The sequence below is a fragment of the Micromonospora sp. WMMD1219 genome, assembly GCF_049315215.1.
GTDB classification, from domain to species: Bacteria; Actinomycetota; Actinomycetes; order Mycobacteriales; family Micromonosporaceae; genus Micromonospora; species Micromonospora tulbaghiae.
Genome location: NZ_CP186057.1, coordinates 4669021 through 4683022 on the forward strand (window position 1 = coordinate 4669021; position 14002 = coordinate 4683022).

A 14002-nucleotide genomic window follows, 5' to 3' on the forward strand; every position below is an offset into this window, starting at 1 on the left:
GTGGTCAGCCGAGCAGTTGCCGGCCGATCCAGCCGCCCTCGGGGCAGCCGGGCGGTACGGCGAACACGGCGGAGCCGATCGGGGTGGTCCACTCGTTGAGCAGGTCGCGCTCGGCGAGCCGGCGTTGGACGGGCAGGAACTGGCGGGCGACGTCGGCCTGGTACGAGGCGAAGACGAGGCCGCTGTCCGCGTTCCCCTCGGGGGTCGGCACGCCGTCGTAGTTGTAGGGCCGGCGCAGGATCTTCTGCCGGTCGTCGGTGACGTGGGCCCGGGTCAGGTGCGAGAAGTCGGGGATGACGGTGAGTCCGTCCGGGCCGAGCGCGGCGAAGTCCGGCTCGTCGTGTTCGGCCCGGCCGGTCAGCGGCGCGCCGGTGTCGAGACGCCGCCCGACGGCGAGTTCCCGGTCGGTGCGGCCCAGCAGGTCCCAGGTCTCCAGGTTCATGCTGATCCGCCGCACCACGAGCGTCGTCGAGTCGCGCAGCCAGTCCGGTCCGTCGGTCACCCACACCGCGGTGTCGGCCGGCGTGCCGGGCTTCGGGTTGGCGGTGCCGTCGAGCTGCCCGAACAGGTTGCGCTGGGTACGCCCCGGCTCGGCGCCGGCCGCCCGGCGGAAGCCCTGCTGCACCCAGCGGACGACGGCGAACGGGCGGCTGTCCTTGACCAGGACCCGCTGGGCGTGGGCGACGGTGAGCGGGTCGTCGGCGCAGATCTGGAGCAGCAGGTCCCCGCCGGACCAGCGGGGTTGCAGCCGGTCGATGCCGAACGCGGGCAGCTCGGCCACCGAGGCGGGCCGGCGGTCGTCGAGCCCGGCGGCGGCGTAGAGCCCGGGACCGAAGCCGAACGTGACGGTGAGCCGGGCCGGCAGCACGCTCAGTTCCGGCTCGGTGTCGGCCAACGCCGGGCCGCCCTGGGTAAGCCGGGCCGCGTCGTCGGAGAGCAGCCGCAGCATCCGCTTGAGCGCCGCCCGGTCGGTGCCGGGGCGCAGCGTGAACGCGACGAACGCCGCGTGTGCCTGCGGATCGGTGGTGACGCCGGACTGCCGGGTGCCGTGGAACGGCTCGACCGCGCTGCCGACGTGTGCCACCGGGGCGGCGTCGTCGGGGCGTACCCCCTGGGGATGGACGGCGGCGAGGGCGCCCGCGCCGGTCAGCGCGCCCCCGGCGGCCATCGCGCCGCCAGTGAGCAGGCCACGCCGGCTCACCCGGCGGGCGGGTGTGCCGGTGCCGGTCATGACGCCGGGCTCGCGCCGTGTCCGGGCGCGTACGTCTCCTGGGCGCCGGTGAACGGCTTCGCCACGGCGGTGAACGTCTGGGTCCGGCCGTCGGCGAAGGTGAGCGTGATGTCGAGCTGGTCGCCGGCCCGCACCGGGCGGGTCAGGTCCATCAGCATCAGGTGGTCGCCGCCGGGTTCCAGGGCGGCCCGGGAGCGGGCGGCGACCACGACGCCGCCCTGCTTCTGCCGCATCGTCATCGTCCCGTCGGTCATGGCCATCTCGTGGATCTCGGCCCGGGACACGTCGGTGGTCACCCCGGTGATCGTGACGTCGGTGTCGCCGTCGTTGGCGAGCGTGGCGAACGCGGCGGTCATGCCCTTGTCGGCGGCCTTCACCCACGGGTCGCGGACGGTGAGCACGCCCGCCGCCGCGCTCGCCGACGCCGAGCCCGGCGGGGCGGCGGACGGCGTGCCGGAGGACCCGCAGGCGGTGACCGACGCGGCGAGCACGGCGGCGCCGATCAGGGCCGCCGGGCGCAGGAAGCGGCGGCTGGTGGTGCTGGGCATGACGTCGTCCCCTCGAAGATCCGGTGTTCGTACCGTTTGTCGGCGCGGTACGCCGGATAGTTCCGGCCGGGGCGGTCGGGCACGTCACACCGCAGGCGGCGGAGCGTCCCGGACCCGGGATCGGCGGTGCGGCCGGAAGGCATAATGGTTCCGGGTGTCACGTGGCGCGCCGGGCGCGGCCGCGGCCGGACGAGGGTGCCGGGCGGGCGCCCGGACGAGGGAGGCGACGGTGACCCAGGCGACGACCGGGGCGACCCGCAACACCCGTCAGCGCGCCGAGGTGCTGGCGCTGCTGCGGGAGTTGGACGGCTTCCACAGCGCGCAGCAGCTGCACCAGATGCTCGTCCAGCGGCAGGCGAAGGTCGGCCTGACCACGGTGTACCGGACGCTCCAGATGCTCGTCGACAACGGCGAGATCGACTCGGCGCGGTTGCCCGGCGGCGAGCACCTTTACCGCCGGTGCAGCCAGAGCCGCCATCACCACCACCTGGTCTGCCGCCGCTGCGGCCGGGCCGTGGAGGTGGCCGGCCCGGCCGTCGAGCGGTGGGCCGACCAGGTCGCCGCCCAGCACGGTTTCACCGACGTCGGGCACACGCTGGAGATCTTCGGCACCTGCGACCGCTGCGCCGCCTGAGCGGTGCCGCGGGCGGGCGGTGGCCCGCCCGCGCGTCCGGTCAGCAGTTGCGCAGCGCCGGCGACTGGTTGAGCAACTGGCCGCGGCTGGAGGTGAACCGGCGGTACGCCTCGGAGCCGGCCGCGCCGGGGCGGAACGCCGCGACCCGGTGGCAGTTCTGGAACGCCAGCGTCACCCCGAAGTGCCGCTCCAGGCCGGCGCGGATCGCGTCGCTGGCCAGCGCGCGCAGCAGTTGCCCGCGCTCGGCGTCGCCGGGCGGCGGCACCACGTTGTCGGCGAACTCGGCGTCGGACGCGGCCAGGTCGGCAGCGACCCGGCTGACCGTCTCCCAGGCGTACGGCAGGGAGTCGCGGACGCAGGCGACGAACTCCTCCTCGTTCACGGGACCGGTCTCGGCGGCGTGCAGCAGGGCGGGCGGAACGGTGAGCGACATGTCTCCTCCGAAGCGCTAACGAACACGGTTTCCATTACCAACTGAGCACACCACGCGACCGGCGGCCCGTCAAGCACCGGCGCACGCGAAACGGCGGGCGGACCCGCAGGCCCACCCGCCGTCCGGCGATGGAACGTGTCAGCGCAGGCGCGCCTCGATCGCCTCGATGACGCGGGGACGCAGCTCGGCGGCCCGGATCACCGCGTCGACCGAACCGACCTCGACCGCGCGCTGGATGCTGTGCACCCGGTCGAACTCGGCGGCCACCTCGCCCAGCTTCTCCGCCCGCACCGACGAGCGCAGCTCGTCCAGCTCGGCGGTGAGCGTCGCCCGCTCGGTACCGGCCGCGGCGACGACCTGCGCCTCCAGGTCGCGTACCCGGGGATCGGCAGCGGTGCGGGCGGCGACCTCGCCGGCGAACACCACTGCCGCGGCGGGCGCGCCACCGAGCACCGAGGCGAACGACCCCTCGATCGCCAGCACCGTCATGTCCGGGTTCAGCGCCTTGGAGAAGACCACGAACGCGCCGCCGTGGTAGCGCGAGATCACGCAGAACACGATCGGGCCGCGGAAGTTGACGATCGCCCGGCCGATCTCCGCGCCGTACTCCAGTTGCAGCTTGCGCATCGACTCGGGTGAGCCGTCGAAGCCGGACAGGTTGGCCAGCACGACCAGCGGCCGGTTGCCGCTGGCCGCGTTGATCGCCCGCGCGGCCTTCTTCGACGAACGCGGGAACAGCGTGCCCGCGGTGTAGGTGTCCGGGCCGTCGGTGGGCGGAAAGCCGTGCCGGGGCACCGAGCGGGACTCGATGCCGAGCAGGCACACCGGGATGCCGCCGAGGTGCACGTCCTGCACTACGGCGGTCTCCGCGTCGGCCATGCCGGCCCAGCGCTCCAGCACCGGGTGGTCCTGGTCGGCGAGCGCCCGCATGACGGTACGGATGTCGAACGGCTTCTTGCGGTCCGGGTTGGCGGTGGCGGAGAAGATCTCGCCCACCGTGGCGAAGTCGCTGCCGGCCACCGCGTGCGGATAGCCGCAGACGTCCCGGTCCACCGGGTCCATCGTGACGGCCCGGCGCGGGGCGTGCTCGCCCGGCGCGACGTACGTGTGGTCGTAGTGCGCCATCAGCACGTCCCGCGCGGCCGGCAGGTCCGGCGCCCAGTACTGCGCCTGCCCGTTCGGGCCCATCACCCGGTCGTAGCCGCCGATGCCGAAGTTGTCCTCGGCGGAGACGCCGCCGGAGAAGTCGAGCGACTGCTTGCCGGTGAGCACCATCGCCGAGTCCGGCGTCATGACCAGCACGCCCTTGGTGTGCATGAGCATCGTCGCCTCGGCGTTCCAGTACGGCTGGGCGCCGACGTTGATGCCGGCCACCACGATGTTGATCTCACCGCCGTCCTGGGTGAACTCGACGATGCGCTTGAGCGCCGCGGCCACCCAGTCCATGTTCTCGGTGCCGGAGGTCATCGAGATCCGGGCGCCGGCGCTCAGCGCGTACCACTCCAGCGGCACGCCCATCCGCTGCGCCAGGTCCAGCGCGGCGATCACCCGCCGGCACTCCGGCTCGGACAGCGCGCCCAGCGACTTGGTCGGGTCGCCCAGCAGCACCACCCGGGTCACGCCCTGCGGGTGCCGCGGCGTCGGGGTGGTCACCACACCGGCCACGATCGCCGCGCTGTTGCGCCCCTTCGGCCGGTCCACCGGCACCAGCTGGTGGTCCGCGTCCAGGTCGTGCTCGACGAAGTCGCCCAGCAGGCCGGTCAGCTCGTACGGGTAGACCGTGTTGCGCCCGGCCGCCCGCAGCACCTTCAGCCGGTAGTCGTCCAGCGGCTCGACCGGCTCGGCCGGCGGCTCGCCCACCGTCAGCTGCGCGTGCCCGGTCACGTCGAACGTGATCCGCACGCCCACCTTGGTCAGCTCGCCGGTACGCCGGTCGCGCTGCCGCGCGATGAACAGGATCTCCTCCAGCTCGGCGCCCACAGTGGTCGGGCGTACCCGCCCGGCGATCAGCTCCATCTCCTCGCGGGTCAGCTCGCTCGGCGGCCACACGTAGACGACGATCCGGTTGGTCGGGAACCGCGACTTCGACGGCCGCCGCGACTGCGCCCGGCGGATCGAGTCGATGCAGGCCGCCACCGTGTCCTCGGTGGTCGGCAGCGCCACCAGACGGCCGTCCTGCTCCCGCAGCTCGGTCAGGTCACGCACCTGCGCGAACGCCACCAGCCGCTGGTCGGACGGGTTCTGCCGGGCCACCGCCTGGAACAGGTAGACCTCCTCGTCCAGCGACGGCAGCCGGGTCAGGTCGAACTCGCGCAGCCGTTCCAGCTGCATCCGCTGCGCGATGTACGGGTGCAGGCCGCGGATCAGCCGCTCCTCGGCCATCCCGCCGCCCTCCGCCGGGCGGAACGTGACGTGGTGGTGCATCACCGCGCCGCCACGCCCGGCGACGGTGGTGGTGAGGCGGCGTACCTGCTGCGGCAGCGGGTGCGCGTTGACCACGTCCAGCAGCGCGGCGGCGGTGGTGTCCAGGTCCTCCGGCTGGTTCTCCCAGGCCAGGTAGACGTCCGCGTCGACGGCCTCGCAGTCGCGGGCCACCTCGGCCAGGCCGCGCAGCGCGTCGCCGAGCGCGTCGAAGCGTACGGCGGCCGAGACCACACTCGACCCGTCCCGCCCGGCCACCACGAACGTGCAACCACCGGCGGTGCGGGTACGCACCTCGGTGAGCGCCTTGTTGCCGTAGTAGCGGCGGGTCAGCACCTCCAGCATGGCCGCGTTGTCCAGGTCGTTGCGGACCAGGCGCTGGCCGAGCAGCCGGACCAGCGGTTCGGTGCTGCGGACCATCTCGGCGATCCGCTCGGCGCGGTCCGGCGCGTCCGGCTGCGCGTCGAGGTGCCGCAGGTGGGTACGGACCTGGGCGTAGACCCGGGCCCGGTTGCGGCGCAGCAGCGGCTGGGCGAACCAGGCGAACACCACGCCCCGGGCCAGGTCGGCGACCACCGGGAAGCGGACCTGGGTGGCCGCGACGAGCCGCTCCAGCGTGAGGCCGGCCGGCTCGCGCAGCGCCTCGTCCGGCGGCGGCTCGCGCAGCCAGGAGCGCAGCAGCGCGGCGATCACAGTGGCGTCGGCGGCGGCCCGCTGCTGGGCCAGGAAGATCCGGAAGACCGCGGCCTCCAGTTCGGGGGAGCGGTCCAGTTCGGTGACGCCGTAGTGGGCGAGCGCCTTCGCCAGGCGGGTCCGGAACGACTCGGGGGAACCGGCCCGCTCGACGTCGAGGCTCTGCAGGTAGGTGTGGAAGTACTCGCGGGCGCTGTGCACGTGCCCGCCCGGCCCGTCGTCGCCGCCGGGCCGGTTCCGGCTCAGCTCCGCCAGGTCGGCGAAGACGTTCACCAGTTCCAGTTCCTCGGCCAGCGGCCGGTGCCCGGCCTCGGTGGCCGCCCGCCGCGCGTCCAGGTAGTCGTCGAGCACCCGGCGCTCGTCGTGCGGGTCCACGTCGTAGCCGAGCAGCAGCGCGCACAGGTCCTCCTGGCCGCGCTCGGCCCGGGACCGCGCCGGCACGTCCGCGGGCGCGGCGGGCAGGTCCAGCTCGACCGCCGGTCCGGCCGGGCCGTCGGCGGCCTCGGCGTCGTCCTCGGCGACCGGCTCCAGACGCAGCAGCGGCGCGCCGGCCTCCACCTGGGTGCCCACCGCCACCGACGACTCCTTGAGGCGGGCCCGGAACGGTGCCCGCAGCACCGTCTCCATCTTCATCGCCTCCAGCACCAGCACCGGCGCCCCGGCCTCGACCTCCGCGCCGACGGCGAGCGGCGTGGCGACCACGAGCGCCGGCATGGGGGAGCGCAGCACGCCGCCCTCGTCGCGGCTGATCCGGTGCGTCACGCCGTCCACCTCGACCAGGTGGACCGGGCCGTGGGTGTCGGTGAGCAGGCGGAACCGGGCGCCGTTGACGGCGATCTGGCCGGTGTGCCGGTCGAAGCGGTCCAGCTCGACGTCGGCGGTGCGGACGTCGCCACCGGCCTCGACACCGACCCGGAACCGGTGCGCGCCGACCCGGGCCACCCGCATCCGGTAGGTCACGCCGCGCAGCTTCAGGTCCAGCGGCCGGCCGCTGCGGTGCTGCACCTGCGGACGTCCACCGGCCGCCGTGGACAGCAGCCGCTGCCGTTCGGCGGTCTCGTCCTCCTCGTACGCCTCGATCGCGGCGGCGGCGAGCGCCACGGCGGAGTGCCGGTGCGCGACCAGGCGGCCCTCGCCGCGTACCCGGTCGATCCAGCCGGTGTCCGCGCTGGCGTCGATCACCTCGGGCTGGTCGAGCAGGTCGAGCACGAAGCTCTTGTTCGTCGCGCCGCCGGCGATGACCACAGTGGTGTTCGCCATCGCCCGGCGCAGGCGGCCCAGCGCCTCGTCCCGGTCCCGGCCGTACGCGATGATCTTGGCGATCATGGAGTCGAAGTCGGCCGGGATGGTGTCACCCTCGCTGACCCCGGTGTCGACCCGGATACCGGGACCGGCGGGCAGGTCCAGCCGGGTGATCCGGCCGGGGGAGGGGGCGAAGTCGCGGTCCGGGTCCTCGGCGTTGAGCCGCGCCTCGATCGCGTGCCCGCGCTCGACCGGCGGCTCGCCGGTGAGCCGGCCGCCGCCGGCCACGTGCAGCTGGGCCTTGACCAAATCGAACCCGGTGGTCGACTCGGTGATCGGGTGCTCGACCTGAAGGCGCGTGTTGACCTCCAGGAACGCGAACAGCCGGTCGCCCGGGTGGTAGAGGAACTCGACTGTGGCCGCGCCCCGGTAGCCGACGGCGACCGCCAGCCGTTCGGCCGACGCCTTCAGTTCCGCGGTCTGCTCCGGGCTCAGCACCGGCGACGCGGACTCCTCGATCACCTTCTGGTTGCGCCGCTGCACCGAGCAGTCCCGGACGCCGAGCGCCCACGCGGTGCCCTGACCGTCGGCGATCACCTGGACCTCGACGTGCCGGGCGCCGGTGACCAGGCGCTCCAGGAACACCACGCCGCTGCCGAACGCCCGCGCGGCCTCCTGGCTGGTGCGCTCGTAGGCGTCGGCCAGCTCGGCGTCGCTGCGGATCACCCGGATGCCGCGCCCGCCGCCACCGGCTGTGGCCTTGAGCATCAGCGGGTAGCCGATCGAGGCCGCCGCGCGCAGCGCGTCCTCCAGGCTCTCCACCGCGCCGCGGCTCCACGGCGCGACCGGCACGCCGACCTCCTCGGCGATCAGCTTCGCGCCGATCTTGTCGCCGAGCTTGCGCATGGCGTCCGGGCTCGGCCCGACGAACGTCACGCCGATCTTCTCGCACAGCTCGGCGAACGCCGGGTCCTCGGCCACGAAACCCCAGCCCACCCACGCGGCGTCCGCGCCGGTCTCGACCAGCGCGCGCTCCAGGGCCTTGAGGTCCAGGTACGGGCGGGCGGACGCTGGGCCCAGGTCGTAGGCGACGTCCGCCTCGCGGACGAAGGTGGCGGTACGGTCGACGTCGGTGTACAGCGCGACGGTCTCGATCCGGCTGCCGGTCTCCGCGGCCAGTTCCCGGACCGCGTGGATGAGCCGCATCGCGGCCTCACCACGGTTGACGATGGCGACACGGGTGAACACGTGACCGTCCCCTTCGGTTGACCCACTCCTGTGCGCCGGGCGCGGCGATGCCCCCGGCCTGCCTCACCTTTCCGCCTGTGCGCGGGCGGCGCCATGTCGTAACGGCCGAAGCCTGAGCGGGGACCGTTGTAGGAACCGAACAAAAGTTTTTAGCCAGCCACTCACTACCCGCCGGTACGCGATACGGCGCCGGACCCGTTCGGATCCGACGCCGTATCGCGTCTGCGCTGAGTGCTCAGCCCGGGATCTCCCGGGGGTCGCGGCTGCGGGGGTAGGTGTTCTTCTCGCCGATCGTGCCGTCCTGCTTCTTGATCACGTGCTCGGCGCCGCGCTCGGCCGCCATCTCCCGGCCGGCCGCCTCGGCCTCCGCCTTGGTGTCGTGGCGGCTGGTCGCGCGCTCGTTGCCCTCCGGGCGGTTCTTCCACTGCCCGTCCTGCTGGTAGGTGTCGATGTCGCCCTTCGCCATGCCGTCAGCTCCCTCGTTCGCGTGTCCGATGACAAATGTCTGCCCACGAGCGCGGTGCGTTAATCCTGCGGTGGCTCGGTGGTTTGCCGGATCGGCAAGGTTCCTTGCTGTCCGGTCCGAGGCGACGCACGATGGCGGGGCCGGTCGGGAGGCGACCGGCGGCGAGGAGGCAGACATGACGGGGCACCACCACGAGCATCCGGCGGCGGACACCGACCCGGCCCGGTTCTGGGACGAGCGGTACGGCCAGCGGGACCGGATCTGGAGCGGCCGGGTGAACCCGGTCCTGGCCGAGGTGGCCGCCGCGCTGCCCCCGGGCACCGTGCTCGACCTGGGGTCCGGTGAGGGCGGCGACGCGGTGTGGCTGGCGTCGAAGGGCTGGCGGGTCACCGCAGTGGACATCTCGTCCGTCGCGCTGGACCGCCTCGCCGTCGAGGCCGAGCGGGCCGGAGTGGCGGAGCGGATCACCACCGTCCGGCACGACCTGACGCAGGGCTTCCCGCCCGGCCGGTACGACCTCGTGTCCGCGCAGTTCTTCCAGTCGCCACTGGTCCTGCCCCGGGAGACGGTGCTGCCCCCGGCGGCCGAGGCGGTCGCGCCCGGCGGCCGGCTGCTCGTCGTCGAGCACGGCGCGCCGCCGCCGTGGGCCGGGTCCGACACCGGCCACCACCGGTTCGCCGAGCCGGAGGAGATCCTGGCCGCGATGAGCCTCGACCCGGACGGCTGGGACACCGAGCGGCTGGGCGCGGCACGCCGCACCGCCACCGGCCCGGACGGCCAGACCGGCGAGCTGATCGACCACGTGGTCCTGGTGCGGCGCCGCTGACCGCCGCGCCGGTCAGGCCCGCGCTCGCGGCCGGGTCAGCAGCAGCACCAGCAGCCCGGCCGCGCACAGCGCGGTGCTCATGCCGTACGCCCACCGGTAGCCGACCTGCGCGGAGATCCCGAGCAGCGGCCCGGCGAGCATGGCCCCGATCGGGAACGTGTTGGTGAACAGCGTGGTGGCCCGGCCCGGCTCGCCCGGCAGCAGATCCTGCACGTAGGCGATGCCGACGCCGGACACCGCGGCGATGAACAGTGCGTTCACCGGCTGCGTGAACAGCAGGACCGGCACGTTCGGCGCCAGCGCGGCGGTCGCGTAGTAGGCGACCCCGCAGGCACCGCCGACCAGGACCAGCGTCCGCAGCCGGACCCGCGCGGTCAGCGCGCCCAGCCCGAGCATCAGCGGGATCTCCAGCGCCGCGCACAGGCCGAGCACCAGACCGGCGCGGGAGGGGTCGTCGTTCAGTTCGGTGTCGATGAACAGCGGCAGCGCCTGCACACCGACCGTCAGCGGGCACTGGAGCAGGACGAACGCGAGCACCGTCAGCGCCAGCCGCAGCCGGGACGCGCCGGGTGGGCCGGGCGCGGCGCCGTCCGGATCGCCCGCGACCGGCCGCGCCGGCAGCGGCAGCTCATCCAGCCGGAACGCGGCCACCAGCGCGGCCAGCGCGTACATGACGGCGGCCATGCCGTAGACCAGGCGGAAGCCGCCGACATCGAGCAGCACCGCGGCCAGCGCCGGCCCGGCCACCCAGGCCAGCGAGAACACGGTACGCATGAGGCTGACGCCGAACGCGGCCCGCGCCGGATCGTCCCTGTCGAACAGCGCCCGGGTGTACGCGAACGACTGCGGGAACAGCGAGTTCGCCAGCGCCGTGGCGGTCGCGGTGAGCCCCAGCAGGATCCAGTAGTCGCGGACGTACGCGGTCAGACCCGCGCCCACCACGCCGGCCAGCGCGGCGCCGACGAGCAGCGCGCGCCGGATCGGCAGGCGGTCCGACAGCCGGCCGATCAGCGCCGAGGCGACCACCCCGGACAGCGGGGCGACGACCAGGAACACGGTCACCCGTAACGGACTGGCGTGCACCTCGCGGTCGAGGAACAGCGACAGGAACGGCAGCACCACGGCGGTGGAGAGGCCGACGGTCAGGAACACCACACCCAGCGGGAGCAGCCGGAATCGGCCGGCGCGCACCGCCGGCCTCGTGTCCAGAGCCATGCGGCGGACTGTACGCGGCGGCGGTGCGGCGGCCGACCGAGTTTCCGCCGCCCGGGTCAGCCGACGGCGGTGGGGGAGGGCGGCGCGCTGCCGCCCTGCGGCGCCTCGGCCGTCATCAGCCGGACGATCTCCGACCGGTCGGCCGCCGACGGCATCCCCCACTCCGGCCGGTAGCCGAACGCCCGGTCCAGCGGGATCGAGGAGGTCCGGCCGTCGAGGATCTCCACCGAGTCGGTGCCGATCAGCCCGGGATGCTCGACGCCACACGCCTCGGCCACCTTGACCAGGTCGCGGCGCAGCGTACGGATGTAGTTCGCGGCCCGGACCGACTTGCGGGCCGGGTCCAGACCCCGGGCCAGCCAGGCGTTCTGCGTGGCGACGCCGGTCGGGCAGGTGTCGGTGTGGCACTTCTGCGCCTGGATGCAGCCGATCGCCAGCATCGCCTCCCGCCCGACGTTGACCATGTCGGCGCCGAGCGCGAACGCCACCACGGCGTTGTCCGGCAGGCCCAGCTTGCCGGCGCCGACGAACACCACGCTCTCGTGCAGGTCGCGTTCGGCGAACGTCCGGTAGACCCGGGAGAAGCCCTGCTGGAACGGCAGCGAGACGGAGTCGCTGAAGATCAGCGGCGCGGCGCCGGTGCCGCCCTCGCCGCCGTCGACGGTCACGAAGTCCACGCCGCGGCCGGTGTCGCGCATCAGCGTGGTCAGCTCCTCCCAGAACCCCAGGTCGCCGACGGCGGACTTGATGCCGACCGGCAGCCCGGTCTCGGCGGCGAGCAGCTCCACCCAGTCCAGCAGGCTGTCGCAGTCGGAGAACTCGGCGTGCCGGGACGGGCTGACGCAGTCGCGTCCGGCCGGGATGCCCCGGGTGGCGGCGATCTCGGCGGAGACCTTCGCCGCCGGCAGCAGCCCGCCGAGGCTCGGCTTGGCGCCCTGGCTGAGCTTGATCTCCAGCGCGCGTACCGGCGCCGACGCCACCAGGTCCTTGAGCCGTTCCAGGCTGAACCGGCCCTGCTCGTCGCGGCAGCCGAAGTACGCGGTGCCGAGCTGGAAGACCAGCTCGCCGCCGTTGCGGTGGTACGGCGACAGCCCGCCCTCACCGGTGTTGTGCAGGCACCCGGCCAGCGCGGCGCCCCGGTTGAGCGCCTCGACCGCGTTGCCGGACAGCGACCCGAAGCTCATCCCGGAGATGTTCACCACCGACTCCGGCCGGAACGCGTGCGCCCGGCCGCGCGCCGCGCCGAGCACCTTGGCGCAGGGCAGCGTCACGTCGTGCCCGGCGGTCGGCGCCGACGGCGGGACCGCCCGGCCGAACGTGCGGTGCTTGATGATCGGATAGCCGGACGTGTGCTCGATGTCGTTGTCGGTGCCGAAACCGAAGTAGTTGTTCTCCTGCTTGGCCGAGGCGTACACCCAGCGCCGCTGGTCGCGGGTGAACGGCCGTTCCTCGTCGTTGCCGGCCACGATGTACTGCCGCAGCTCCGGGCCGATCGACTCGATCAGGTACCGGGCCCGGCCCAGCACCGGGAAGTTGCGGCGCAGCGCGTGGTCGCGTTGCAGCAGGTCCCGCGCCGCCAGCGCGGCGACGGCGGCGACGGCTGCGGGTACGGCTCTCTTCGCCCAGCTCATCCCGCCACTCTTTCCGCCCCGGCACCCGGCCAAACTCCCGGTGGAACCCGGGCGGCGCGAGCGGTGTCATGGAAGCGGACCGACGGAGGCTGCCCTGGACGACGACGAACTCGTCACCCGCGTACGCGCCGGCGACCGGGAGGCGTACGACGCCCTGGTCGCCCGGCACACCGCGCCCGCGTACCGGACTGCGGTGCTGCTCGGAGCCGGTCCGGACGCCGAGGACGTGGTCCAGGAGGCGTTCGTGAAGGCGTACCGGAAACTGTCCCGCTACCGGGCCGAGGCGTCGTTCCGGTCCTGGCTGCTCGCGATCGTCGCCAACGAGACCCGGAACCTGCACCGGACGCGCACCCGGCGCGACGGGCTGACGCTGCGCGCGGCGGCGGTGGACCCGGTCGCGACGGTCACCGCCGACGACGGGCTCGACGCCGTGCTGGCGGCCGAGCGCCGGGCCGCGCTGGTCGGGGCGCTGCGCCGGCTGCCCGTCCGCGATCGGGAGGTGATCGTCTGCCGCTACCTGCTCGACCTCGGCGAGGACGAGACGGTGACCGTGCTGGGGCTGCCCCGGGGCACCGTGAAGTCACGGACCCACCGGGCGCTGGCGAAGCTGCGTGCCCTGCTGGACCGGGAGGTGGCGCACCGTGGATGACCTGGAACGGGAGCTGCGTGAGCTGACCGGCTGGCTGGAGCCGGCGCGGACGCCCGACCTCACCGCGCGGGTCCGCGCCCGGCTCGACGCGCCCGCGCCGCGCCGCCGGTGGCGGTACGTGCTGGCCGCCGCGCTCGCCGCCCTGCTCGTGGCGGCGCTGCCGCCGGGCCGGGCCGCACTCGCCGGCGCGGTGACCGGGCTGCTGCGGATCTCCGGGGTCGTCATCGACACCGCACCCGCGCCGCCACCGGCGGGTACGCCCTCGCCGCTGCCCGCGCAGCACCAGGTCGCGCTCGCCGAGGCGCAGCGGCAGGTCCGCTTCCCGGTCCGCGTGCCGGCCCGCCTCGGCCCGCCCGAACGTGTGCTCGTCGCCGATCCGGACGGCGCCGGCGCGCACCGGGTCGTCAGCCTGCTCTACCGGGGCGGGACGGTGCGGCTGGACGCGTTCGACGGCTCGCTCGACATCGTGTTCCACAAGCGGTCCGCCGGGGCGGACGTGACGCTCACCCAGGTCGGCGGCGAGTTCGCGATCTGGGTGGGCGGTCCGCATGCGCTGGCGTACGTGGACCGCTCGGGGACGGAACGGGTCGCCACCGCGCGGTTGTCCGCCGCCACGCTGATCTGGGAGCGGGCCGGGGTGAGCTACCGGCTGGAGGGCGACCTCACCCGTGAGCAGGCGCTGGACGTCGCGTCCTCGGTCCAGTGAGCGGCGGGAACCTCGGGGCGCCGGGCGGTGTCCTGGTGACGAGAGTCGTCGACGGGGGA

11 protein-coding genes are annotated in these 14002 nt (G+C 74.1%); 4 read left to right on the forward strand and 7 right to left on the reverse strand.

Features of this window, described 5'->3' with window-relative positions:
* Positions 1–4: 4 nt before the first annotated feature.
* Entirely contained in the window at positions 5–1231 is a 1227-nt protein-coding gene (locus tag ACN27C_RS21735) for a Dyp-type peroxidase (protein ID WP_422747758.1), read from the reverse strand.
* Positions 1228–1779, reverse strand: a complete 552-nt coding sequence (locus ACN27C_RS21740) for a copper chaperone PCu(A)C (protein WP_357829097.1) — start codon at positions 1777–1779, stop codon at positions 1228–1230. Before ACN27C_RS21740 ends, ACN27C_RS21735 begins: the two co-directional genes overlap by 4 nt.
* Before the next feature lie 229 nt (positions 1780–2008).
* On the opposite strand from ACN27C_RS21740, the gene ACN27C_RS21745 reads away from it, so the two are divergent.
* Positions 2009–2413, forward strand: a complete 405-nt coding sequence (locus ACN27C_RS21745) for a Fur family transcriptional regulator (protein ID WP_013286817.1) — start codon at positions 2009–2011, stop codon at positions 2411–2413.
* Positions 2414–2453: 40 nt separating this feature from the next.
* Here the strand turns inward: ACN27C_RS21745 and ACN27C_RS21750 are convergent, their stop codons facing one another.
* The 3 genes from ACN27C_RS21750 to ACN27C_RS21760 form a co-directional block, all read right to left on the reverse strand.
* Positions 2454–2846, reverse strand: coding sequence for an SCO5389 family protein (locus tag ACN27C_RS21750; protein ID WP_252448093.1), 393 nt, complete (start codon positions 2844–2846; stop codon positions 2454–2456).
* 138 nt (positions 2847–2984) lie between these two features.
* The gene (locus ACN27C_RS21755) at positions 2985–8450 is read right to left on the reverse strand and encodes a carboxyl transferase domain-containing protein (protein ID WP_422747762.1); all 5466 of its coding nucleotides are present in this window, start codon (positions 8448–8450) and stop codon (positions 2985–2987) included.
* Between the two features lie 235 nt (positions 8451–8685).
* Entirely contained in the window at positions 8686–8916 is a 231-nt protein-coding gene (locus ACN27C_RS21760) for a DUF2188 domain-containing protein (protein WP_013286814.1), read from the reverse strand.
* A gap of 175 nt (positions 8917–9091) precedes the next feature.
* Here ACN27C_RS21760 and ACN27C_RS21765 point away from each other — a divergent pair, with 175 nt between their 5' ends.
* Positions 9092–9742 (forward strand): class I SAM-dependent methyltransferase, encoded by a 651-nt coding sequence (locus ACN27C_RS21765; protein ID WP_120569499.1) that lies wholly within the window; start codon positions 9092–9094, stop codon positions 9740–9742.
* 12 nt (positions 9743–9754) lie between these two features.
* Here the strand turns inward: ACN27C_RS21765 and ACN27C_RS21770 are convergent, their stop codons facing one another.
* A complete protein-coding gene (locus ACN27C_RS21770) occupies positions 9755–10957 on the reverse strand; it encodes a sugar efflux transporter (RefSeq protein ID WP_422747764.1) in 1203 nt (400 codons plus the stop codon).
* A 56-nt stretch (positions 10958–11013) separates the two neighbouring features.
* Positions 11014–12588: an FMN-binding glutamate synthase family protein gene (locus ACN27C_RS21775; RefSeq protein ID WP_364809012.1), complete on the reverse strand. Its 1575-nt coding sequence runs from the start codon at positions 12586–12588 to the stop codon at positions 11014–11016.
* Between the two features lie 40 nt (positions 12589–12628).
* Between ACN27C_RS21775 and ACN27C_RS21780 the strand changes: the two genes are divergently transcribed.
* Together ACN27C_RS21780 and ACN27C_RS21785 are read left to right on the forward strand one after the other, a co-directional pair.
* Positions 12629–13237: an RNA polymerase sigma factor gene (locus ACN27C_RS21780; RefSeq protein ID WP_121683741.1), complete on the forward strand. Its 609-nt coding sequence runs from the start codon at positions 12629–12631 to the stop codon at positions 13235–13237.
* Positions 13230–13943, forward strand: coding sequence for a hypothetical protein (locus tag ACN27C_RS21785; protein WP_121683742.1), 714 nt, complete (start codon positions 13230–13232; stop codon positions 13941–13943). The genes ACN27C_RS21780 and ACN27C_RS21785 overlap by 8 nt, the downstream gene beginning before the upstream one ends.
* The last annotated feature ends 59 nt before the right edge of the window (positions 13944–14002 follow it).